Origin of the sequence: Streptomyces sp. NPDC006512, assembly GCF_040611935.1 — a bacterium.
In the GTDB taxonomy this organism is placed as follows: domain Bacteria; phylum Actinomycetota; class Actinomycetes; order Streptomycetales; family Streptomycetaceae; genus Streptomyces.
Genome location: NZ_JBEXPG010000005.1, coordinates 154,120 through 174,644, shown reverse-complemented (window position 1 = coordinate 174,644; position 20,525 = coordinate 154,120). Strand labels below are relative to the sequence as shown.

Genomic DNA, 20,525 nt, shown 5'->3' with positions numbered 1-20,525 from the left:
GGGTGGCGGTTGCAGGCAGGTCAGGACAAAGAGGAGACACCGGCATGGACGCTGGGCTCAAGCGTGAGCTGGAGGAGAAGGTCCGCTCCGGCGAGCGGCTGACGCGTGAGGACGGGATCGCCCTCTACGAGTCGGACGACCTGGCCTGGCTCGGTGGCCTCGCCCACGAGGTGCGCACGCGCAAGAACGGCGACGTGGTCCACTTCAACGTCAACCGCCACCTCAACATGACGAACGTGTGCACCGCGTCGTGCGCGTACTGCTCCTTCCAGCGCAAGCCGGGCGAGAAGGACGCGTACACGATGCGCATCGAGGAGGCCGTCCGCCTGGCCAAGGCCATGGAGAACGAGAACCTCACCGAGCTGCACATCGTCAACGGCCTGCACCCCACCCTGCCGTGGCGGTACTACCCGCGCTCGCTGTCCGCCCTCAAGGAGGCGCTGCCGAACGTCTCGCTGAAGGCGTTCACGGCCACCGAGATCCACCACTTCGAGACGATCTCCGGGATGTCGGCCTCCGACATCCTCGACGAGCTGATCGAGGCCGGCCTGGAGTCGCTGACCGGCGGCGGCGCGGAGATCTTCGACTGGGAGGTCCGCCAGCACATCGTCGACCACCGCACCCACTGGGAAGACTGGTCGCGCATCCACCGCCTGGCGCACTCGAAGGGGCTCAAGACGCCCGCGACGATGCTCTACGGGCACATCGAGGAGCCGCGCCACCGCGTGGACCACGTGCTGCGGCTGCGCGAGCTCCAGGACGAGACCGGCGGCTTCCAGGTCTTCATCCCGCTGCGCTACCAGCACGACTTCGTGGACATGAAGGACGGCAAGGTCCGCAACAAGCTCCAGGCGCGGACGACGATGGCGACCGGCGCCGAGGCGCTGAAGACCTTCGCGGTCTCCCGGCTGCTCTTCGACAACGTCCCGCACGTCAAGGTCTTCTGGGTGATGCACGGCGTGCAGACCGCCCAGCTCGCCCTCCTGCACGGCGCGGACGACATGGACGGCTCGGTCGTCGAGTACAAGATCACGCACGACGCCGACAACTACGGCACCCCGAACAAGCTGGGCCGCGACGACCTGCTGGAGCTCATCCGCGAGGCGGGCTTCCGCCCGGTCGAGCGCAACACGCGCTACGAGATCATCCGCGAGTACCCCGGCCCGGACGCCGCCCTGCGCGAGACGCCGCAGGCCATGCGCCTCTGACGCCGCTCCCTTCGCCCCGGCCCGCGCCCGGCCGGGGCGCTCCCCCCGGCGGGCCGCCGCCGGGGAGCGGCGTGCTTCACTGGACGGGCACGCCAAGCCCGCAGGACGACGAGAGAGAAGGGGTCACCGTGTCCCTCAAGCCGAGCGCGACGATCCGCTACACCGCGATGCGCCTGGGCATCTTCGTCGGATGCCTGGTCTTCGTGACCGTCCTGGTCCGCCTGAAGTGGGTGCCCGCATCCCTCGGTGACGCCAACGTCGTCTGGATCGTGCTGCTCGCGCTGGTGATCTCGGCCCCGCTGTCGTTCGTCCTGCTGCGCAAGCAGCGCGACGAGATGTCCGAGCAGATCTCCGGACGCGTCGCGGGTGCGAAGCAGAAGCTCGCCGCGAACCGCAGCCAGGAGGACGTGGCCGACGACGCCGCCCGCGTGAACTGACGCGAGGCGGGTTGGCTTCCTCACACACCGAACTGCCCCAGCTACGGGAATACCGCCCGTAACGCTGGGGCTTTCGTGTTTTCCGGGCCCGGCGCGGCGGCTTCCCGGGCGCTCTGGATCAAAGAATGCCTTTGGGCTTCTCAAAGGAGAAGTGTTAGCGTGTTCAACATGTTGACCACAGTTGCGCACCCGATGACCGCGAGCCTTCCGCTCGTGGAGCGCCTGCACGTCGACCTCTGCCGCCGCGTGTCCGCGGCCTGTTGCTGTTGCCGCTGATTCCCTCTGCCGTTGAGCTGAATCGATACAGCAGCGGTCCCGGCCGGCCCGGCCCCTTCCGGCTGCTGCCGCACCGCACCCCTTGCAGAACCTTCCGCCGTACGTTGTGCGTCACCCCCGGAGAGTGTCCGTGTCCGCGACCCCCCAGGCCCCGGCCCCCGCCAAGGCCTCCTTCAAGTTCCCCTTCTGGGCCCAGATCGTCACCGGTCTCGTGCTCGGCGTGCTGTTCGGCTGGCTCGCCCGCAGCCAGGACATCAGCTGGCTGAAGACCACGCTGGAGCAGGTCGGCGACATCTTCGTCCAGCTGCTGAAGCTGGCCGTCGCCCCGCTCGTCTTCTTCGCGATCCTGGTGTCCATCACCAACCTGCGGAAGGTGAACAACGCCGCGCGGCTCGCCTCCCGCACCCTGCTCTGGTTCATGATCACCTCGCTGATCGCGGTGGCCATCGGCCTCGCGATAGGCCTGCTGACCGACCCCGGCGCGGGTACCGGCCTCACCCCGGCCGACGGCAAGGAGCCCAAGCGGACGGGCTCCTGGATCGACTTCCTGACCGGCATCGTGCCGAAGGACGTCATCACGCCGTTCACCGAGCTGAACGTCCTCCAGATCGTCTTCATGGCCGCCGTCGCCGGCATCGCCGCCCTCCAGCTCGGCAGCAAGGCCCAGCCGGTCCTCAGCCTCGCCGAGTCGGTCCTGGAACTCCTCCAGAAGGCCCTGTGGTGGGTCATCCGCCTCGCCCCGATCGGCACCGTCGGCCTCATCGGCACCGCCATCGCCAGCTACGGCTGGGAGCTCATCGGCAAGTACGCCACCTTCACCGCCGACGTGTACATCGGCTCGGCCCTCGTGATGTTCGGCGTCTACCCGCTGCTCCTGTGGGCCGTCGCCAAGGTGAACCCGGTCCAGTTCTTCAAGGGCGCCTGGCCCGCGATCCAGCTGGCCTTCGTCTCCCGCTCCTCGGTCGGCACGATGCCGGTCACCCAGAAGGTCACCGAGCGCCTCGGCGTCCCGAAGGAGTACGCCTCCTTCGCCGTCCCGTTCGGCGCCACCACGAAGATGGACGGCTGCGCCGCGATCTACCCGGCGCTCGCCGCGATCTTCATCGCGAACATCTTCGACGTGCAGCTGGGCATCAAGGAGTACCTGCTCATCGCGTTCGTCTCGGTGGTCGGCTCCGCCGCCACGGCCGGTCTGACCGGCGCGACCGTGATGCTGACCCTGACCCTGTCCACGCTGGGCCTGCCGCTGGCCGGTGTCGGCCTGCTCATGGCGATCGACCCGATCCTGGACATGATGCGCACCGCCACCAACGTGGCTGGCCAGGCCGTCGTCCCGGTCATCGTCGCGGCCCGTGAGGGGATCCTGGACAAGGAGGCCTACGCCACCGCCTCCTCCTCCCCGCTGGACGAGAAGGCCGCCGCCCCGGCCGAGGAGAAGGCCGGCGCCCCGGTCGCCGTCACCGCCTGATCCGGGCGCGCCCCGCGCGCGCCCACCGCGGCCCCCGCCCCCGTCCGGGCGGGGGCCGCGGCGTTTCCCCGTCCGCCCGCCTGTCGTCACGTCACACGGTCAGGGCGCGGACCCAGGCGACGGAGGCCAGGAGGAAGGGACCGGCGTACCACCAGCGGCCCATGGTGCGGTGGAAGACCGGTACGGCGGTCAGCAGCAGCCCGGCGAAGCACACGGCGATCGTGAGACCGGCGGCGAAGCGGACGTCCTCCCGCAGCGGATCGTCCGCCGGGCCGGGGCTCATGGCCAGCGCCGACCAGCAGAAGAGCACCGCCGGTACGTAGATCAGGACGAGCGGGACGCCGAGCACCCAGCGCAGGCACCCCTGGTCCTCGGGCAGGTCGACGTTCTCCCTCACCTGAGGCTCCACAGGCGGATGGTGTTGTCGGCGCTGCCGGTGGCGAGGGTCCGGCCGTCGGGGCTGAACGCGACGGAGGACACGGCGCCGGTGTGGCCGGTCAAGATGGTGGGGGAGCGCTCGGCGACGTTCCACAGGCGGACGGTGTTGTCGCTGCTGCCGGTGGCGAGGGTCCGGCCGTCGGGGCTGAACGCCACCGAGGACACGGCGCCGGAGTGGGCGGCGAGGGTGACGCTGGTGCCCTTGGCGAGGTTCCACAGGCGGGCGGTGTTGTCGCTGCTGCCGGTCGCGACGGTCTTCCCGTCGGGGCTGAACGCGACCGACGCGACCGCGCCGCCGTGGCCGGAGAGCGTGGTGTCGACGGCGCGGGTGGCGACGTCCCACACCAGCACGGTGTTGTCGTCACCGCCGCTGGCGAGGGCCGTGCCGTCGGGGCCGAAGGCCACGCACCAGACGCTGCTGGTGTGCCCGGTGAGGGAGCCGCTGGTGCGGTCGGCGACGTTCCACAGGCGGACGGTGTGGTCCCAGCTGCCGCTGGCCAGGGTCTTGCCGTCGGGGCTGAACGCCACCGCCCACACGCTGCTGGTGTGCCCGGTGAGGACGTCGGCGCTGCGCCGGCGGACGTCCCACAGCCGGATGCTGTTGTCGAGGCTGCCGCTGGCGAAGCTCGCGCCGTCGGAGCTGAACGCCACCGATGCCACCGCGTTGGCGTGGGCGCCGAAGGGCGAGGTCTTGGCGCGGGTGGCCAGCTTCCACAAGCGGACCGTCTTGCTGCTGTTGCCGCAGGCGAGGGTCTTGCCGTCCGGGCTGAACGCCACCGAGGACACCGCCCCGGCGTCGTCGGTGAGGACGGAGGACTGCGGAGCGGCGCCGTTCCCGCTTCCCTTTCCGCCGCCGGTTCCCCCGCCGTTTCCGTCCCCGGTGAGCTTCAGCGCGGCGAAGGTGCCGCCCGAGGCCACGGCGAGCGCGGCGAGGCCGCCGAGGACGACGTTGCGGCGGCTCGGACCGTGCGCGTCGGGTGCGCCGCGTACGTCGGGTGCGGCCGGGCCGGGCTCCGTCGGCTCCGGGGGCCGGGGCGGGGCGGGCGGGGCGGGCGGGGCGGGGGCGGTCTCGGTGGGGGCGGTGTGCGGGCCCGGCTCCGGCCAGCACAGCGCGCGCAGGATCCGGACCGTGGCGGCCGCGTCGGGCCGCTCGGCCGGGTCCTTGGCCAGCAGCGAGGCGACCAGCGTCTCGACGCCCACCGGCACGTCCGGCCGCACCGACCGCAGGCCCGGCGGTACCTCGTCCAGGTGGCGGCGCATCAGCGCCCACGGCTGCTCCGTCGCCGGGAAGGGCGTGTCACCCGTCAGCAGCGCGTGCAGCACGCACCCCAGGGCGTACAGGTCACAGCGGGCGTCGACGTGCTCGCCGCGCCACTGCTCGGGCGCCATGTAGGACGGGGTGCCGAACGGCCGGCCGGTGACCGTCAGCCCGCCCGTCGCGTCGGCGGTGCGCGCGATGCCGAAGTCGCAGATCTTCAGACGGCCGTCGGCGAGGAGGAAGAGGTTCGCGGGCTTGAGGTCCCGGTGCACGACCTTCTGCGCGTGCGCGGCTTCCAGCGCTTCCGTTGCCTGGAGGGCCAGTTCGAGGGCCTCGGACACGGGCAGCCCGCCGGGCGAGCGGGCCAGCCGGTGGGCGAGGTCCTCGCCCTCCAGCAGCTCCATCACGATGAACAGCCGGTTCTCGTGGTGCCCGATGTCGTGGACGACGGTGATGCCGGGATGCTGGAGCCGCGCCCCGATCGCCGCCTCGCGCCGGAAGCGGCGCAGCAGTTCGTCCGGGGCGTCGAACTCCAGCAACACCTTCAGGGCGACGGCCCGGCCGAGGTCGACGTCGTACGCCCGCCACACCTCCCCGATGCCGCCGTGCCCTAGCCGGGCGTCGAGCCGGTACCTGCCGGAGAAGTGCTCCCCCGCCCGCATTGGGCCCCCTGAGACGTGCCGCCAAGAACAGGGGACATTGTGTAGCACGGGGGTCAGGCGCGTGAGACGAACTCCGCCCAGGCGGTCGCGGCGAAGGCCAGGTGGGGGAGGGCGGTGTCCTTGGAGTCCCGCACGTGGACGGTGGCGGGGGTACGGGCCACCTCGACGCACGCGTTGATGTCGCCGCTGTCGCTGTAGCTGCTCTTGACCCAGGTGTAGGCCACCTCGACGCAGGAGTCGCCTTCGCTGCCGTCGCTGTAGCTGCTCTTGAACCAGCGCAGCTCGGGGTAGTCGATCATGTCTCTCCCAGCAGGTTTTCGATGAAGCCCCGCGACTCCATGGGCGTGAGCGCTTGGGCTCGGATCATTCCATAGCGCAGTTCAAGGATCCGGAGGTGCTTCGGGTCGGTGACGGGGCGCCCGCCGAAGGCGCCTTCCGAACGGCCGACGGCCGATCCGTCCCCGAACTTCAGCACCTCGATGCCGCCGTCCATGCCGGCATGGACCTCGCGATCGGTCGGCATCACTTGAAGGGCCAGGTGCCGCAACCGGCTCACCTCCAGCAGGCGTTCAAGCTGTCCGCGCCACACCATTGTGCCTCCGATGCGCCGCCTGAGGCTCGCCTCTTCCTGGACGATGCTGAGAGATGGCGAGGGGGTCCGGTCGAAGAGCGAACGCCGGGTCATCCGGGCCGACACATACCGCTCCACCTCGTCCTGCGAGTAGGCGGGCTGGCGCATTTCGAACAGGGCCCGGGCGTAGTCCTCCGTCTGTAGAACCCCGTGTATTCCGTGGATGCGGTAGGCCCCGATTTCGACTGCCCGGGCCTCCATGTCCGCCAGGTCCCGGACCTTCTTCGGGTAGCGGACCCGTTCCATGTCCGCCTTCATCGCGGCGATCTTCCCGTTCGCCCGGAGGACCTCGTCCGCCCGGTCCAGGTACTCCGGGCGCGGGATCCGCTTGCCGCCCTCGATCTTGCGGACCAGCGCCTCCCCGTACCCGACTTCGACGCCGAAATCCGCGGCCCGCTTGCCCGCCTCCTCCCGCCACGCCCTCAGCTGGCGGCCGAGCGCCGACAGGACGGCCGCGCCCTGCTCGTCCTCGGGGTCGATCTCCCAGCCGGTGTCTTCCGTTTTCGTACCGTCACTGTCCACGCTCATGCGCGCCCACCTCCGACGTACCGAATGTCTCCACACGCCCTGCCCGTACGGCCTCCGGACAGCCGGGACAGCGCCGGACAAGCGCGGGACAAAGCCCGGACGCAAGGGCGTTGGCGCTTCTCACGGTACGCACGGAACGCCACGCTGGGTGACGTGAATACTCATATCGGTTACACCGAGGCGCAGTTCGCCGTCCGTCTGCCCGCGACGCCCCGAGGGGCCCGGCAGGCTCGTCTGCTCGCCGTGGGGCAACTCCGCTCCTGGGGGCTGCCCGTGGAGGGGCCGGGGCTGATCGTGGGGGAGCTGGCCGCCAACGCGGTGACCCACGGGCGGGTGCCCGGGCGGGGCTTCCAGGTGGTGCTGACCCGGGGCGCGAAGGTCCTCCGGATCGAGGTGGTCGACACGCGCGGGGACCGTGTCGCGAGTCTTCGCGACGCGGGTCCGGGTGCGGAGGGCGGGCGGGGACTGGTGCTGGTGGCCGCGCTGGCCGACCGGTGGGGGGTGGAGCCGGGGCTGCCGCCGTGCAAGGCGGTGTGGGCGGAGGTGGATCTGTCCGGTGAGGGCCTGAAACCATGACGCGGGGCCTCGGGATCCGGTCTGATGAGACGTCCAACCCCGTTCAAGTACCGAGGGGAAACCAACCAACCCCACCCCTCCGGCTCCCCGCTCACTCGCACGGGTGAACTGTCCCAACTGGGCTGGATTTCGGGATGGTTGCCGGGCATATGCTCGGCCCGACAACCCCAGACATGAGACGGCCCCCGCCGGGACTGGCATCCCGGGCGAGGGCCTGACCAACCAGGAAGCAAGACCTTCCCAATGGTTTCAACGCAGCCTAGCGCGCCCTCTGGCGCCTCGTCCCGAGTTCCCGCCGGGACCATCCGATCCGGTGTCGTCCACGTCAACGTGCGGCACGCCGATCACTACACCGTGGTCGGCAACCACCTCGCCCAGCACCGCGGACTGTCGCTGACGGCCATCGGGCTCGCCCTGCACATCCAGTCGCTGCCGACCGGCGCCCTCGTCGGCATCAAGGTCCTTGCCGACCGGTTCCCGGAAGGGGAGGTCCGGATCGCGACGGCCCTGCGGGAACTGGAGGCGTACGGGTACCTGGAGCGGCGCCGCGTACGGGTCGACGACGGGCGGATCGTGACCAGGACGGTGTCCTACAACCAGCCGAAGGGGGAACCCCCGCCCCCGCCGCCCCCGACCCCGCCGGGCGATCGCGCACCGGTACCGGAACCCGAGCCGGAGCCGAACCCAGAGCCCGAGCCGGAGCCTGATCCCGAGCCGGAGCCCGAGCCGGAGCCGGAGCCGGAGCCGGAGCCCGAGCCCGAGCCCGAGCCCGAGCCGTATCCCGAGCCCGAGCCTGACCCGGGGCCCGAGCCCGAGCCGTATCCCGACCCCGACCCGTACCCCGACCCCGCCCCGGTCGCCGGCGGGCCGGAGTTGCGGGAGGCCGAGGTGTTGCTCGCCCGGCTGCGGGAGGACGACCACCGGCTGCTGCTCTCCGAGCGGGACGTGCGGCGGCTCGCGCCCGGAGTGGCCGACTGGCTGCACCGGGGTGCCGCCCCCGAGGCCGTGCGGACGGCCCTCGCCGCGGACCTGCCCCCGAACCTGCGCCGCGCGGCCTCCCTGCTCGGCTACCGGCTCAGGTCGTCCAGGCCGCCCCGCCTGTCGCCCGCCCCGGCCCCGGCTCCCGCCGCCCGCCCGGACCCGCTCCAGAACTGCGACGGCTGCGACCGCGCCTTCCGGGCCCCCGAGCCCGGCCGCTGCCGCGACTGCCCGCCCCCGGGCGCGCCGACGGCGGCCGCGGCCTGAGCCGCCGCTCAGGAACCCGCGTGCTCCTCCAGGAACGCCGAGCGCTCGGGGGTGTCCGGGAGGGTGGCGACGGTCTGCGCGAGGCGGGCCGCCAGGTCCGGGAACGGGATCCAGGCCGTGGCCGGCCGGGTGACGGCGGCGTGCAGCAGGTCACCCTCGTAGAAGTACGCGTCCAGCAGCGGATCCTCCACGAGGAGGTCCACCGCCAGCGGCAGCACGTAGGGCAGTGCCACGTCCTGGCTGATCAGCGTGCGCAGGTCCGCCGGGGCGAGACTGCCCAGCGGGCGGCGGCGCAGGGCGTGGACCTTGGAGACGAGGCTCGTCGCGTTCGGCGGCGCGGGCGGCCACGGGGGGCCGTCGATCTCGTCGAGAGTGTGGTCCAGGTGGTGGAGCATCATGTCGCCCTTGCGTCTGCCGAGTTGCGGAACGGGAGCCTCCCTGTTTATCAGGCGGGAGGCGTCAACCGCGGGAGTACGAGCCGATGCCGACGAGGCAGTACACGTACTCGTTCACGACCGCACCGTTGATCGTGTACCGGTAGGAGAAGGCGTACTCCGTTTTGGGGTTGCCGTTGCAGCGGTCCATGTCCGAGGTCAGCGGGATGCTCTCGATCACCCGGTAGTGGGCGTCGCCCGCCGAGCAGGAGACCTCCTCCACGTTCGTGACGCGCTGCGCCGTCGTCGAATCGGGGAGCTCCCCGTTGAGGCAGGTGCCCCGGTCGAAGGGGGTGGGGGCGGCCTCGGTGGTCGGGGTGACGGGGTCGGGCGTCGCGGTGGTCGGATCCGGCGCCGGGGCGGCGCTGAGCGACGGGGCCGGCTCCGTCGCCATGTAGGTGGGGGCGGGCGCGTACGTCGGGCTGTAGTTCCCGCCGCGGGGCTCCGGTGTCGAACTGCTGGAGGTGGAGGCCTTGTTGTCGGAGTCGTCGCCGTCGTTGCCCAGCAGGACGATGCCGACGACGAGGGCCGCGACCACGCCGAGGGCCACCAGGCAGCCGCCGCGGCCCGTTCTGGAACCCGTACCGGACGCGACCGGAGTGCTCTGCGTCGCGGCGGGGAACGCCGCGCCGGGAGGGGTCCCGCTCACGCGGATCCGTATCAGCACCTCCTCGCCCGCGACACGGGCGCGGACGAGGTCGCCGTTGCGGGCGGGCGGGATGTTCAGGCTGACCGTGCCGGTCGCCAGGGGGACCTTGACGGTCACACCCGTGGCGGCCTGCTGGGCGGTGAGCGTTAACGCGATTTCCTCGGACGGCACCGGCGTCTCCTAGGGGTGAGGGGGCCGTGGCGTCGGACGGACCCCCACGGATTCTGCCCGGTGGGCGACGGGTGACGCAGCCGTTCCGCCCTACAGGACAGGGGAGTTGGCGCGGCGGAGCGCCAGGCTGCTTCCGGCCGGGGGCTGTCCGGATACGATCCCCCGAACTGACATCGATGGTGCTAGCGTTATTAGCATCATGTTGCTGAAGCTGAACACCGCGGACAACCGCCCCCTGCACGAGCAGGTGGCCGGGGCGATCCGGCGCGCCATCGCCGAGGGCGAATGCGCCCCCGGTGACCGGATCCCGCCCGCCCGCGACCTTTCGCAGGCGCTCGGAGTGAACGCGAACACCGTGCTGCGCGGTCTGCGCGCCCTGCGCGACGAGGGACTGCTGGAGTTCCGGCGCGGCCGCGGGGTGACCGTGGCCGACGGCGCGGACCGGCGGTCGGCGCTCTTGGCGCGGGTGCGCGAACTCGTCGAGGACGGCGCGCACTTGGGCTACAGCAAGGCCGATCTCATAGAAATGATCAGGGAGGTGCCGTGAACGACCGCAACGTCGGTACGACGAGCGTGCGCGCGTGGGGAGCCGTCGCCTGGGTGGCCGGAATCCTGGTGCTGCTCGTGGCGCTGCCGCCGGCCGCGAGCGGGCGGCTGCCCGACCGGCTCGCCACGCCCTGGAACACCGGGGACTCCGGAGCCCCGGACGGCTCGATGCCGCTGTGGGCGGCGGCGCTCGCCCCCGCACTGGTCTGGGCCCTGCTCGTACTGGGCGTCGCCCTCGCGCGGCGCCGGGCCGGGGCCGCGGCCGGGGGGTGGACCGCCGCGACCCTGCTCTCGGGCGGGGTGTTCCTGGCCGGCGGACAGGCCTCGGTCGTCCGGGCCAACCTGGACCGGGAGGACTGGCGACAGGCCGGGTCCGTGTCGGGCTGGGTGCTGGCCGTCGTCGTGGCGGCCTCGGTGGCCGGCGTCGTCGGAGCGCTCCTGGCCCGCCGCCCCGGAGCCGGTGCGGAGCCGCCACAGGGGCCCACCATGGACATCCCGGAGGGCGAACGCCTCTTCTGGCTCTCGCGCGCCTCCAACGGATGGCTCCAGCTGACCGCCGCCGTCACCGGACTCGTGGCCGTCGCGGGCGCACTCGCCGGGCTGGGCGGGCTGACGGGGCCGGAGTGGCTGCTGGTGGCCCCCTTCGCCGTGGCGTCCGTCCTCGTCCTCACCTTCTCCTCCGCGCAGGCGCGGGTCGGCGCACAGGGCCTGGAGGTCGCCTTCGGGCCGCTCCGGTGGCCCGTGCGCCGCTGGGCCGCCGAGGACGTCGACTCCGCGCGCGTCGAGGACCGCGAGCCCGCCCAGGTCGGCGGCTGGGGCTACCGGCTCAGCGGACTCGGCACGACCGTGATGCTGCGCGCGGGCGGGTGTCTGGTCGTCCGCTCCAGGGGCAAGGACTTCGCGGTCAGCGTGGACGACGCCGAACGCGGCGCGGCCCTCCTGAACTCCCTGGTCGCCCGCCGCCCCGGTTGAGTCCCCGGTTCGCCCACGGCTCCGCGCCCGGCCCCGCCCGCAAGTACCCCACGCCGTGCGGCTCGTGGGCCCGTGCGGCCCGCCGAAACCCGGGGCTGAACGGCCCCCGCGAGGGAAAAGACCCGGTCCGGGGGGTGGTCGGACCGGGTTACCCGTGCGTAGATTACCGGCGGTAACTCCGATCGACCCGAGGAGAGCGTGCCGTGGATACCGAGCCGAAGCTGGTGGAACCCGTCAAGACGATCGTCGGCGGGGTGGTGCGCGAGGTGTCCCTGCCCCCGCTCGCCGGGATGCCACGGAGTGGCTCGCTCGGCGACATCCCCTTCGACAACGCCCGCGAAGCCCCCGCCGAGGCGGTCCTCGCCCGCAAGGACCGCGACGGCACCTGGCGGGACGTCACCGCCGCCCAGTTCGCCGCCGAGGTGCTCGCCGTCGCCAAGGGCCTCATCGCCGAGGGGCTGAAGGAGGGCGACCGGCTGGCCATCATGGCCCGCACCACCTACGAGTGGACCCTGCTGGACTTCGCCGGATGGGCCGCGGGGCTGGTCACCGTACCGATCTACCCGACCTCCTCCGCCGTGCAGGCGCGCTGGATCATCCACGACTCCGGGGCCGTGGCCTGCGCCGTCGAGGACACCGCCCAGGCCCGGATCATCAGCGCCGAGCGCGGCAACCTGCCCTGGCTGACGCACCTGTGGGAGTTCGACACCGGCGCCGTCGCCCGCCTGGTGAAGGCCGGGGAGCACCTGCCCGACGCGCTCGTGCACGCGCGCAGGGCCGCCCGTACGCCGGACTCCGTCGCCACGCTCGTCTACACCTCCGGCACCACCGGACAGCCCAAGGGCTGCGTCCTCACCCACGGCAACTTCTTCGCCGAGGTCGACAACGCGGTGGAACTGCTGCACCCGGTCTTCCGGTCGGTGACCACCGATCCGGCGTCCACCCTGCTGTTCCTGCCGCTCAGCCACGTCTTCGGGCGGATGGTCGCCGTCGGCTGCATGCGGGCCCGGGTCAAGCTCGGACACGCGCCGAGCATCAGTACCGAGGACCTGCTCGCCGACCTGGCGAGCTTCCGGCCGACGTTCCTGCTCGCCATCCCGTACGTGCTGGAGAAGGTCTACAACACCGCCCGCGCCACCGCCGAACGGATGGGCCGCGGAGCCTCCTTCGACCGGGCCGCCCGGATCGCGCGGAGCATCGGCGAGGCGGTCGAGGGCAAACGCCCCGGCATGGGCCTGCGCGCCGCCCACGCCCTCTACGACCCGCTGGTCTACCGGCGCATCCGGGCCGCCCTCGGCGGGCGCGTGCGCTACGTCCTCAGCGGCGGTTCCCCGCTCGGCCGGCGGCTCGCGGCCTTCTACACCGGCGCGGGCATCGAGGTCTTCGAGGGCTACGGGCTGACCGAGACCACGGCCGCCTCCACCGTCACCCCGCCCCTGCGGCCCCGGCTCGGGACGGTCGGCTGGCCGCTGCCGGGCACGGCGGTACGGATCGCCGACGACGGGGAGGTGCTGCTGCACGGCCGGCACGTGTTCGCCGGCTACTGGAACGTCGCCGCCCAGCCGGCCGGCGGCTGGCTCGCCACCGGGGACATCGGCGAGCTGGACGCGGACGGGTACCTCACCATCACCGGACGCAAGAAGGACCTGATCATCACCTCCGGCGGCAAGAACGTCGCCCCCGCGCCCCTGGAGGACTGGCTGCGCGCCCATCCGCTCGTCGGCCAGTGCATGGTGATCGGCGACAACCGGCCCTACGTCACCGCCGTCGTCACGCTGGAGCCGGACGGGCTGGCGCACTGGCGCCAGATGCACAAGAAGCAGGGCGTGCCGGTCCGCGAGCTGGTCACCGACGAGGAACTGCTGGCCGACCTGCAACGGGCGGTGGACGAGGCGAACCAGCTGGTCTCGCGCGCCGAGTCCATCCGGCGCTTCGCCGTCCTGCCGGGGGAGTTCACCGAGGCGCGCGGGCACCTCACGCCCTCCCTCAAGCTCCGGCGCGGCGCGGTGGCCCGGGACTACGCCGCCGAGATCGACGCCCTGTACCGGGGGCCGCGCGAGCACTGAGCCCGGGACCCTCCGGAGTGCCGGTCATATGATCATGGCGATCCGGTGCGCGGGGACCGACCGCGCACCCGCGCTCCGGGGGGAAGCCGTGCCCGAGTACCACTCCAAGATGCTGACCAGGGCCGTGTCCGTGCTCGTGGCCGTCGCCGCCGTCGGCGCCCTCGCGGGGTGCACGGAGGCCGAACCGAAGGCGGACCCCACTCCGGACGCCGTACCGTCCCCGCCCCCGGTCGTCACCCGCACCCCGTCCCCGTCCGCGCCCCCGCCGCCCCCGGCGGGCACCGAGGAGTTCGGCCCGGTCGTCGACCGCGAGGGCGACGCCAGCGCCTACGCCGCCGTACCGGACGGCGGCGGTGCGCTGCGGGTGCCCGTCTCCCTCACCAACCAGAGCACCGTGCGGTCCTTCTACGAGGTCACCGTGCGCGTGACCGGCCCCGACGGCTACGAGGCCACGGGCAGCTTCAGCACCGACACCGTCGGCGTGTACCCGGGCGCGTCCTGGCCCACCGAGGTCAAGGTCTCGATGCCGGGCCGGGCGGCGCCCGCAGAACCGAAGGTGGAGATCACCGAGGTCGAGGTCGACCGGCACTGACCGCCGCCGCCGGGCCGGCCGCCGCCGGGCGCGACACGCCTGCGCCCCGCCGGGGCGAACGGCCCGGCGGGGCGCAGGGGCGTACCGGAACTAGCAGTTCGCGTGCGTCGGGCGCCCGGCGAAGCGGTCCGCCAGCCAGTTCCCGACCGCCGGCGAGTGGGTGATCACCCCGCTGACGTGCTCACCGAGCCAGATGGTGTCGAACTCGACGTTCGCGCCCTTCGCGCACCACTCCGAGCGCAGCCGGCTGCCCACCCCGTACGGGATCAGCTCGTCGGCGAGCGCGTGGTACTGGTACACGGGCGCGGCCGGGGCGGTGCGCCCGAGCCGGCTCTGGTCCAGGCGGGCCCGCCAGTCGGGCTGCTCCAGAGGGTTGCGCACGGTCAGGTCGGAGATCCGCTTGAAGGACCCGGCGATCGCGTCGACGGCCACGCAGTGCTCCTTCATCCCGGCCACCAGGGCCTTGCCCGCCGGGTTGAGGTAGGAGTCCAGCCGCAGCTCCGGGAAGGCGGCGTCCTGGCCGGCGGCCGCCATGAAGATCAGCCCCGAGCCGAAGGAGCCGTTGTTGAAGTCGGCCACCTTCATCAGGTCCGCCGGGACGCCACCGGTCGCCGTGCCCTTCACCTTCAGCTCGGGCGCGTACGAACCGTGCAGCTCGGCGGCCCAGCTGCTGGCCTGGCCGCCCTGCGAGTACCCCATGATGCCGACCGGGGTGTCCGGCCCGAGCCCGGCCGCGGGGAGGCGGAGGGCGGCGCGGGCGGCATCGAGGACGGCGTGGCCCGCCGACGGGCCGACGGTGTACGTGTGCACGCCCGGAGTGCCGAGGCCCTCGTAGTCGGTGACGACCACGGCCCAGCCGCGCAGGGTGAGCTGCTGGATGAGGTTGGCCTCCATGGAGGTGCCGTACGGCAGGTTCTCGCTCGGTGCGCAGGAGTCGCCCATGCCGACGGTGCCGACGGCGTAGGTGACCAGCGGGCGCGGGCCGGTGCGGCCGTCCTGCGGGACGATGACGGTGCCGGAGACGACGTTGGGGGCGCCGTCGGCGGTGGTCGAGCGGTACCGCACCTTCCACGCCTTGGTGTTCGTCGGCTGCCCGGGCAGCGGGTGGAAGGCGGAGGGCGCACTGGAGACGAGGTCGCCGGGACGGGCGGACACGGTGCCCGTGGCGGTCTCGGTCTCGTTCTCGGTGGCGGCGGTCGCGGCGGAGGGGATCCAGGCGGACATGGCCATGGCGGCCACGACGGCGAGGGCGGTCCTGCGGAAACGCATGGGGCGGCTCTCCCAACGGTCCGTACGGGGTGGGTCAGGCGAAGGTAGTGACCGACCGGTCAGGATGTCGCTGACTGCGCAGCTCACCTTTCCTGACCCGGAGTCCCACCCTCACCCCCGCCCGCACCGCCGCCGGGCAGCGCCACGCCGCCGCCGCACCCCGTCGCGGGGCGCGGCGGCGGCCCGTTCCTACAGGTGGGGCAGGACGAAGTCGTACCCGGCCACGCCGTGGGCGCCCCCGGCCGGGCAGCGGCCGTTGGTGGGGTAGCCGTAGTAGTAGAGGCCGTAGCAGGTCGGGCAGAAGCGCCAGTTGCGCTGCGAGCCCGCCGGCTCGGGGATGTCGTGGGGCAGGACGAAGTCGTACCCGGCCATGCTGTGCGCGGCGCCGGCCGGGCAGCGGCCGTTGGTGGGGTAGCCGTAGTAGAACATGCCGTAGCACTTCGTACAGAAGCGCCAGTTGCGCTGCGTCTTCGGCGTCTCGGGCACGTTGTACGGGAGGTTGAAGTTGAAGCCCGCCGCGTCGTGACCCGCGCCCGCCGGGCAGACGCCGTCCGTGGGATAGCCGCGGAAGAACATGCCGTAGCACTTGGTGCAGAACCGCCAGTCCGTCTGGTTCGCGCGGACCGCCGCCGCGGCGGGACCGGCCGCCGCTCCCGTCGCCAGCGCCGCGCCCGCCAGCCCGGCCGCCGCCGCGCCCAGGGCCCGGGTCAGCACCTTCCTGCGGTCCGGCCGCGGATCCCTCTCGCCCTCTGTCAGGAAGCCCATGCGTCCACCTCTCCACCGGCGAATCCCCGGGCGAAGCCCGGCCGGGCGTTCGCCACGCCGAGTTTCCTGGCGTGCGCGGTACGTGGTCAACGGAGCCCGGACGCACTCGCCGGCCCTGCGCGCCGGTCCCCGCACGCCCCCCGGCGCGCGGACGTTGCCTAGCCCCCGGACGCGATCCGGTACGCCCCCGGGGTCGTACCCGTCCAGCGGCGGAACGCGCGGTGGAAGGCGGTGTCCTCGGAGAAGCCCAGCCGGGCGGCGAGTTCCGCGATGGGTTCCCCGCTCTCGGCGAGTCCCGCGATGGCCGCGTCCCGCCGGACGTGGTCCTTGAGCTGCTGGAAGGAGGTCCCCTCCTGCCGCAGCCGGCGCCGCAGCGTGGCCGGGGAGACGGCGAGGCGGGCCGCCACCTCCCCGAGTTCGGGCAGCCGGGGAGAGCTGCGCAGCCGCTGCGTCAGGGTGCGGCGTACCTGCTCCGCGACCGTCGTCCCGTACTCGGGGCGCGACAGCAGGTCGAAGGGGGCCCGGCGGAGCATCGCGTCGAGCTCCGCCTCGTCCCGCACCAGCGGGGCCGTCAGCCACTGTGCGCCGAACACCGCCTGCGTGCGCCGCGCCCCGAAGCGGACCGGGCAGTCGAAGAGCAGCTCGTACTCGTCCGCGTGCGGCGGCGCCGGATAGCTGAAGGCCGCGGCGGACAGCGGGATGCGCCGCCCGATCAGCCAGCTCGCGAGCCGGTGCCAGATGGCCAGCACGCATTCGGTGAGGAAGCGCTCCTCGTCCCGCTCGAAGTCGTTGCCGACGGCGAACCGGGCCTCGCCGCCGTCGACTTCGAGTGCCAGCTCCGGCCCGCCGGGGAACAGCCCGTAGAAGGCCGCAGCCCGTTCCACGGCCGCCCCGAGGTCCCGGCAGCCCAGCGAGGCGTGACACATCATCGCGAACGTGCCCGGCCGGCTCGGGACCGCCGACAGCCCGAGGAACTCGTCCTGCGTGGTCCGGTACAGCGCCCGGAAGAGCCGGGCGAACTGCGCGGGCGTGATCCGCGCCCGGTCGTCGCCCAGCAACAGCGGCGGGATCTGCGCCTCCTGGAGCAGCGGCAGCAGGTCGAAGCCCCCGCGCCGTGCCCCCGCGAGCACGGCACGCACGTGGTGCACGGTGATCGTCCGCCTCCCCATGGCTTCGACGGTAGCCGCATTGAGCGCTGGGGTCAGCGGTGCTGACGCGTCCGGTCATGCCGGACGCGGTCCGCCGGTGCCTAGCGTCGGGGGGTCACCTATCCCGGGAGGGCATGCGATGGACGGTCGGCCGGAGACCCTGGCGGAGTTCACCCAGTGGACCGAGGAGAGGTACGGCCCGCAGACGGCCCTGCGGTTCCGGGCGGGGTCGGACGGATGGCGGACCAGGACCTACGCCGAACTCGCCGCGGCCGTACGGGCGGCCGCGCGGGCCCTGATCGGCCCCGACCTGGCCGTCGCCGCGGGCGAGCGGGTCGTGGTCCTGGCGGAGACCCGGCCGCGGTGGACGTACACCCACTTCGCGGTGCTGGCCGCCGGCGCGGTCCTGGTGCCCGTCTACCCGACGGCGGGGGACGAGGAGCTGGCCTGGGTGCTGTCCGACTCCGAGGCGGTGGTGGCCGTCTGCGACGACGCCGCCCAGGCGGCCCGGGTGGAGGCGCTGCGGCCCGGACTGCCCGCGCTGCGGGCGGTCGTACGGATGGACGCGGTCACCGAGCGTGCCGCCGCCCCAGAGGCGGCCCTGCGGGCGCGGGCGGCCGCCGTGACCCCGGCGGACGACGCCTCGATCGTCTACACCTCGGGCACGACGGGCCTGCCCAAGGGCTGCCGCCTCACCCACGGCAACTTCGGGGCCGTCCAGGACGGCACGCTCCCGCTGATCCGGGGCGGCCCGGGGGACTCCACGTACCTGTACCTGCCGCTGGCGCACCTGCTGGCGCAGCTCATCCAGTTCACGACGCTGCTGGAGGGCGGGGAGCTCTGCTACTTCGGGGGCCGGGTGGAGGACGTCCTGGCCGAGCTGGCCGAGGCCCGGCCCACCCACCTGCCGTCCGTGCCCCGGCTGTTCGAGAAGGTCCACTCGGTGGTGCTGGCCCTGGCGGAGGGGCAGGAGGGCGGCCGCGCCCGCTTCGAGGAGGCCGTCCGGCTGGGCGTGCTGGCCGCGGAGGGCCGCCTCCCCGAGGAGCTGCGGGCCGCGCACGAGGCCGCGGACCGGTCCCTGTACTCCCTGGTCCGGGCCGCCTTCGGGGGCCGCCTGAAGTGGGCGCTGACCGGCGGCGCCCCGATCGCCCCCGCGACGCTGGACTTCCTGCGCGCCTGCGGGATACGGGTCTTCGAGGGCTACGGGATGACCGAGTCCGGCGGGGTGATCAGCCTCAACCACCCGGACGCCGTCCGCTACGGCACGGTCGGCCGTCCCGTCGCTGGCTGCGAGGTCCGCATCGCGGCGGACGGGGAGATCCTGGCCCGGGGCCCCATGGTCTTCCCCGGCTACCACGCCAACGCCGACGCGACGGAGCGCACGCTCGACCCCGAAGGCTGGCTGCACACCGGCGACCTGGGCGAACTGGACGCCGACGGCTTCCTCTCCGTCACCGGCCGCAAGAAGGAACTCGTCATCACCTCCGCCGGCAAGAACATCACCCCGACCGAGGTGGAGTTCGCCGTCCAGGCGGCCTCCCGGTACGTCTCGCGGGCCGTCCTGATCGGCGACCGGCGCCCCCACCCGGTCGCCCTGATCACCCTGGACGGAGCGGAGGTCGCCGCCTGGGCGGCCCGGCGCTCCCTCGACCTCGGGGACCGGCCGGGCGCCCATCCGGAAGTGCTCGCCCTGGTCGGTGAGGCCGTCGCCGCGGCCAACGCCACCGTCTCCCGCCCGGCCCGCATCCGGGCGTTCCGGGTCCTGGACGAGGAGTTCTCGGTCGGGGCCGGGACGCTGACCCCGACGCTCAAGCTGCGCCGGGGCGCGGTCGCCGAACGGTACGCGGCGGAGATCGAGGCGCTGTACGGGGGCTGACGGGCGCCTCGGGCTCCGGGTCAGCCCCGCAGGGCCCGGCCCAGCCGCTCCAGGCCCTCGGCGATCTCGCCGGGGGTGTGCGTGGTGAACGACAGCCGGAGCGTGCGCGGGTCCGGGGCGCCGGTGAAGAAGGGGGCGCCGGGCACGTAGGCCACGTCGTGGGCGACGGCCGACTTCAGCAGGGCCGTCGCGTCGTACCCCTCGGGGAGGCGGGCCCACACGAACATGCCGCCCTCGGGGCGGTTCCACTCCGAGCCCGCCGGGAGCGCCGCGCCGAGGCCCGCCAGGAGGGCGTCCCGGCGGGCCCGGTAGGCCTCGCGGACCGTGGCCACGTGGGCGTCGAGGTCGTGGGCGGCCAGGTAGTGCGCGGCGGCCAGCTGGTCCACCGTCGAGGTGTGCAGGTCGGCCGCCTGCTTCGCGACGACCGCCGCACGGCGCAGCGCGGCCGGGGCGCGCAGCCAGCCGAGGCGCAGCCCCGGGGCCATCACCTTGGAGAAGCTGCCGAGCAGGGCCGTGCGGTCCTCGGCGCCCGGGTGGGCGGCGAGCCACGGCACGTGGGTCCCCTCGTAGCGGAGGTCCCCGTACGGGTCGTCCTCGACCAGCCAGAGGCCCCGGCGGGCCGCGATCGCCGCCACCTCGGCCCGGCGGGCTCCCGGCAGGGTGCGGCCGGTCGGGTTCTGGAAGGTGGGGACGGTGTACAGCAGCTTGGGCCGCTCCCGGACGAGGACCTCCTCCAGGGCGTCGGGCAGGAGCCCCTGCCCGTCGCAGGGGACGGGTACGACCCGGGCCCCCGCCAGGCCGAAGCACTGGAGGGCCGCCAGGTAGGTGGGGTTCTCGACGAGCACCGTGTCGCCGGGCTCCAGGAGCGTGGCGGCCAGCAGGGCGAGCCCCTGCTGGGAACCGGTCGTCACCAGGACCTCGTCGGCGGTGGTGGCCAGGCCCCGCGCCCCGGCCCGGGCGGCCACGGCCTCGCGGAGCTCGGGGGCTCCCTCGGTGGTGGAGTACTGGAGGGCCCGGGCGCTGGTGGCGCCGCTGAGGGCGGCCGCGTAGGAGGAGCGCAGTCCGGCCGTGTCGAAGAGTTCGGGGGCGGGGAGGCCGCCGGCGAAGGAGATCACCCCGGGGCGTTCGGTGAGCGCCAGGATCTCCCGTACGGGCGAGCCGCCCACCGAGACGGCGCGGGCGGCGAAGGCGGGCAGGGGCCGGGGCTCGGCGTGGGCGCTCATGGGGGCTCCTTCGGGCGGCGGGTGGGCGCAGCCTAACGGCGAAAGGTGCAGACGGCACCTACTCGTCCGCCAGGTGAACGCCGCCCA

General features: G+C 73.3%; 20 protein-coding genes. 10 read left to right on the top strand and 10 right to left on the bottom strand.

The window, feature by feature from the left end; all coding sequences use genetic code 11:
• The first annotated feature begins 44 nt into the window (after window positions 1-44).
• The 3 genes from mqnE to ABZZ17_RS05660 all read left to right on the top strand — a co-directional run bounded on the left by mqnE (window position 45) and on the right by ABZZ17_RS05660 (window position 3,389).
• Window positions 45-1,208, top strand: a complete 1,164-nt coding sequence (mqnE, locus tag ABZZ17_RS05670; RefSeq protein ID WP_356872331.1) for an aminofutalosine synthase MqnE — start codon at window positions 45-47, stop codon at window positions 1,206-1,208.
• A gap of 128 nt (window positions 1,209-1,336) precedes the next feature.
• Window positions 1,337-1,645 (top strand): DUF4229 domain-containing protein, encoded by a 309-nt coding sequence (locus ABZZ17_RS05665; RefSeq protein ID WP_356872329.1) that lies wholly within the window; start codon window positions 1,337-1,339, stop codon window positions 1,643-1,645.
• 400 nt (window positions 1,646-2,045) lie between these two features.
• Window positions 2,046-3,389: a dicarboxylate/amino acid:cation symporter gene (locus ABZZ17_RS05660; protein ID WP_356872327.1), complete on the top strand. Its 1,344-nt coding sequence runs from the start codon at window positions 2,046-2,048 to the stop codon at window positions 3,387-3,389.
• A gap of 91 nt (window positions 3,390-3,480) precedes the next feature.
• Here the strand turns inward: ABZZ17_RS05660 and ABZZ17_RS05655 are convergent, their stop codons facing one another.
• The 4 genes from ABZZ17_RS05655 to ABZZ17_RS05640 are packed head-to-tail and all read right to left on the bottom strand — an operon-like array spanning window position 3,481 to window position 6,906.
• Window positions 3,481-3,786 (bottom strand): hypothetical protein, encoded by a 306-nt coding sequence (locus tag ABZZ17_RS05655; RefSeq protein ID WP_356872325.1) that lies wholly within the window; start codon window positions 3,784-3,786, stop codon window positions 3,481-3,483.
• Window positions 3,783-5,747 (bottom strand): serine/threonine-protein kinase, encoded by a 1,965-nt coding sequence (locus ABZZ17_RS05650; RefSeq protein WP_356872323.1) that lies wholly within the window; start codon window positions 5,745-5,747, stop codon window positions 3,783-3,785. Before ABZZ17_RS05650 ends, ABZZ17_RS05655 begins: the two co-directional genes overlap by 4 nt.
• A 53-nt stretch (window positions 5,748-5,800) precedes the next feature.
• Window positions 5,801-6,046, bottom strand: a complete 246-nt coding sequence (locus tag ABZZ17_RS05645; protein ID WP_356872321.1) for a DUF397 domain-containing protein — start codon at window positions 6,044-6,046, stop codon at window positions 5,801-5,803.
• Window positions 6,043-6,906, bottom strand: a complete 864-nt coding sequence (locus tag ABZZ17_RS05640) for a helix-turn-helix transcriptional regulator (RefSeq protein WP_356872319.1) — start codon at window positions 6,904-6,906, stop codon at window positions 6,043-6,045. Before ABZZ17_RS05640 ends, ABZZ17_RS05645 begins: the two co-directional genes overlap by 4 nt.
• Before the next feature lie 153 nt (window positions 6,907-7,059).
• Here ABZZ17_RS05640 and ABZZ17_RS05635 point away from each other — a divergent pair, with 153 nt between their 5' ends.
• A complete protein-coding gene (locus ABZZ17_RS05635; RefSeq protein ID WP_356872317.1) occupies window positions 7,060-7,482 on the top strand; it encodes an ATP-binding protein in 423 nt (140 codons plus the stop codon).
• A 330-nt stretch (window positions 7,483-7,812) separates the two neighbouring features.
• On the top strand, window positions 7,813-8,727 hold the full coding sequence (locus ABZZ17_RS05630) for a helix-turn-helix domain-containing protein (protein ID WP_356872315.1): 915 nt from the start codon (window positions 7,813-7,815) through the stop codon (window positions 8,725-8,727).
• 8 nt (window positions 8,728-8,735) lie between these two features.
• Here the strand turns inward: ABZZ17_RS05630 and ABZZ17_RS05625 are convergent, their stop codons facing one another.
• Together ABZZ17_RS05625 and ABZZ17_RS05620 are read right to left on the bottom strand one after the other, a co-directional pair.
• Complete coding sequence (locus ABZZ17_RS05625; RefSeq protein WP_356872313.1) at window positions 8,736-9,125, bottom strand: contact-dependent growth inhibition system immunity protein; 390 nt, start codon at window positions 9,123-9,125, stop codon at window positions 8,736-8,738.
• A gap of 61 nt (window positions 9,126-9,186) precedes the next feature.
• Complete coding sequence (locus ABZZ17_RS05620) at window positions 9,187-9,981, bottom strand: hypothetical protein (RefSeq protein WP_356872311.1); 795 nt, start codon at window positions 9,979-9,981, stop codon at window positions 9,187-9,189.
• Between the two features lie 199 nt (window positions 9,982-10,180).
• On the opposite strand from ABZZ17_RS05620, the gene ABZZ17_RS05615 reads away from it, so the two are divergent.
• The 4 genes from ABZZ17_RS05615 to ABZZ17_RS05600 all read left to right on the top strand — a co-directional run bounded on the left by ABZZ17_RS05615 (window position 10,181) and on the right by ABZZ17_RS05600 (window position 14,157).
• Entirely contained in the window at window positions 10,181-10,528 is a 348-nt protein-coding gene (locus ABZZ17_RS05615) for a GntR family transcriptional regulator (RefSeq protein ID WP_356872309.1), read from the top strand.
• Entirely contained in the window at window positions 10,525-11,499 is a 975-nt protein-coding gene (locus tag ABZZ17_RS05610) for a DUF1648 domain-containing protein (protein ID WP_356872307.1), read from the top strand. Before ABZZ17_RS05615 ends, ABZZ17_RS05610 begins: the two co-directional genes overlap by 4 nt.
• Window positions 11,500-11,702: 203 nt before the next feature.
• Complete coding sequence (locus ABZZ17_RS05605) at window positions 11,703-13,565, top strand: AMP-dependent synthetase/ligase (protein ID WP_356872305.1); 1,863 nt, start codon at window positions 11,703-11,705, stop codon at window positions 13,563-13,565.
• Window positions 13,566-13,653: 88 nt separating this feature from the next.
• Window positions 13,654-14,157, top strand: coding sequence for a hypothetical protein (locus ABZZ17_RS05600; protein WP_356872303.1), 504 nt, complete (start codon window positions 13,654-13,656; stop codon window positions 14,155-14,157).
• A 90-nt stretch (window positions 14,158-14,247) separates the two neighbouring features.
• On the opposite strand, the gene ABZZ17_RS05595 is transcribed toward ABZZ17_RS05600, so the two are convergent.
• The 3 genes from ABZZ17_RS05595 to ABZZ17_RS05585 form a co-directional block, all read right to left on the bottom strand.
• Complete coding sequence (locus tag ABZZ17_RS05595) at window positions 14,248-15,426, bottom strand: lipase family protein (protein ID WP_356872301.1); 1,179 nt, start codon at window positions 15,424-15,426, stop codon at window positions 14,248-14,250.
• A 189-nt stretch (window positions 15,427-15,615) separates the two neighbouring features.
• The gene (locus tag ABZZ17_RS05590) at window positions 15,616-16,191 is read right to left on the bottom strand and encodes a hypothetical protein (RefSeq protein WP_356872299.1); all 576 of its coding nucleotides are present in this window, start codon (window positions 16,189-16,191) and stop codon (window positions 15,616-15,618) included.
• A gap of 158 nt (window positions 16,192-16,349) precedes the next feature.
• On the bottom strand, window positions 16,350-17,360 hold the full coding sequence (locus tag ABZZ17_RS05585) for an AraC family transcriptional regulator (protein ID WP_356872297.1): 1,011 nt from the start codon (window positions 17,358-17,360) through the stop codon (window positions 16,350-16,352).
• Between the two features lie 118 nt (window positions 17,361-17,478).
• Between ABZZ17_RS05585 and ABZZ17_RS05580 the strand changes: the two genes are divergently transcribed.
• Complete coding sequence (locus ABZZ17_RS05580) at window positions 17,479-19,215, top strand: AMP-dependent synthetase/ligase (RefSeq protein ID WP_356872295.1); 1,737 nt, start codon at window positions 17,479-17,481, stop codon at window positions 19,213-19,215.
• Window positions 19,216-19,235: 20 nt separating this feature from the next.
• Here ABZZ17_RS05580 and ABZZ17_RS05575 read toward each other — a convergent pair whose 3' ends face one another.
• A complete protein-coding gene (locus ABZZ17_RS05575; RefSeq protein ID WP_356872293.1) occupies window positions 19,236-20,438 on the bottom strand; it encodes a PLP-dependent aminotransferase family protein in 1,203 nt (400 codons plus the stop codon).
• Between the last annotated feature and the right edge of the window lie 87 nt (window positions 20,439-20,525).

What these genes read in the sequence shown, in the direction of transcription:
- ABZZ17_RS05590 (WP_356872299.1), bottom strand. Translation starts at nt 16,191, where the DNA reads ATGGGCTTCCTGACAGAGGGCGAGAGGGATCCGCGGCCGGACCGCAGG.
- mqnE (WP_356872331.1), top strand. Translation starts at nt 45, where the DNA reads ATGGACGCTGGGCTCAAGCGTGAGCTGGAGGAGAAGGTCCGCTCCGGC.
- ABZZ17_RS05645 (WP_356872321.1), bottom strand. Translation starts at nt 6,046, where the DNA reads ATGATCGACTACCCCGAGCTGCGCTGGTTCAAGAGCAGCTACAGCGAC.
- ABZZ17_RS05615 (WP_356872309.1), top strand. Translation starts at nt 10,181, where the DNA reads ATGTTGCTGAAGCTGAACACCGCGGACAACCGCCCCCTGCACGAGCAG.
- ABZZ17_RS05650 (WP_356872323.1), bottom strand. Translation starts at nt 5,747, where the DNA reads ATGCGGGCGGGGGAGCACTTCTCCGGCAGGTACCGGCTCGACGCCCGG.
- ABZZ17_RS05575 (WP_356872293.1), bottom strand. Translation starts at nt 20,438, where the DNA reads ATGAGCGCCCACGCCGAGCCCCGGCCCCTGCCCGCCTTCGCCGCCCGC.
- ABZZ17_RS05625 (WP_356872313.1), bottom strand. Translation starts at nt 9,125, where the DNA reads ATGATGCTCCACCACCTGGACCACACTCTCGACGAGATCGACGGCCCC.
- ABZZ17_RS05595 (WP_356872301.1), bottom strand. Translation starts at nt 15,426, where the DNA reads ATGCGTTTCCGCAGGACCGCCCTCGCCGTCGTGGCCGCCATGGCCATG.
- ABZZ17_RS05585 (WP_356872297.1), bottom strand. Translation starts at nt 17,360, where the DNA reads ATGGGGAGGCGGACGATCACCGTGCACCACGTGCGTGCCGTGCTCGCG.
- ABZZ17_RS05580 (WP_356872295.1), top strand. Translation starts at nt 17,479, where the DNA reads ATGGACGGTCGGCCGGAGACCCTGGCGGAGTTCACCCAGTGGACCGAG.
- ABZZ17_RS05640 (WP_356872319.1), bottom strand. Translation starts at nt 6,906, where the DNA reads ATGAGCGTGGACAGTGACGGTACGAAAACGGAAGACACCGGCTGGGAG.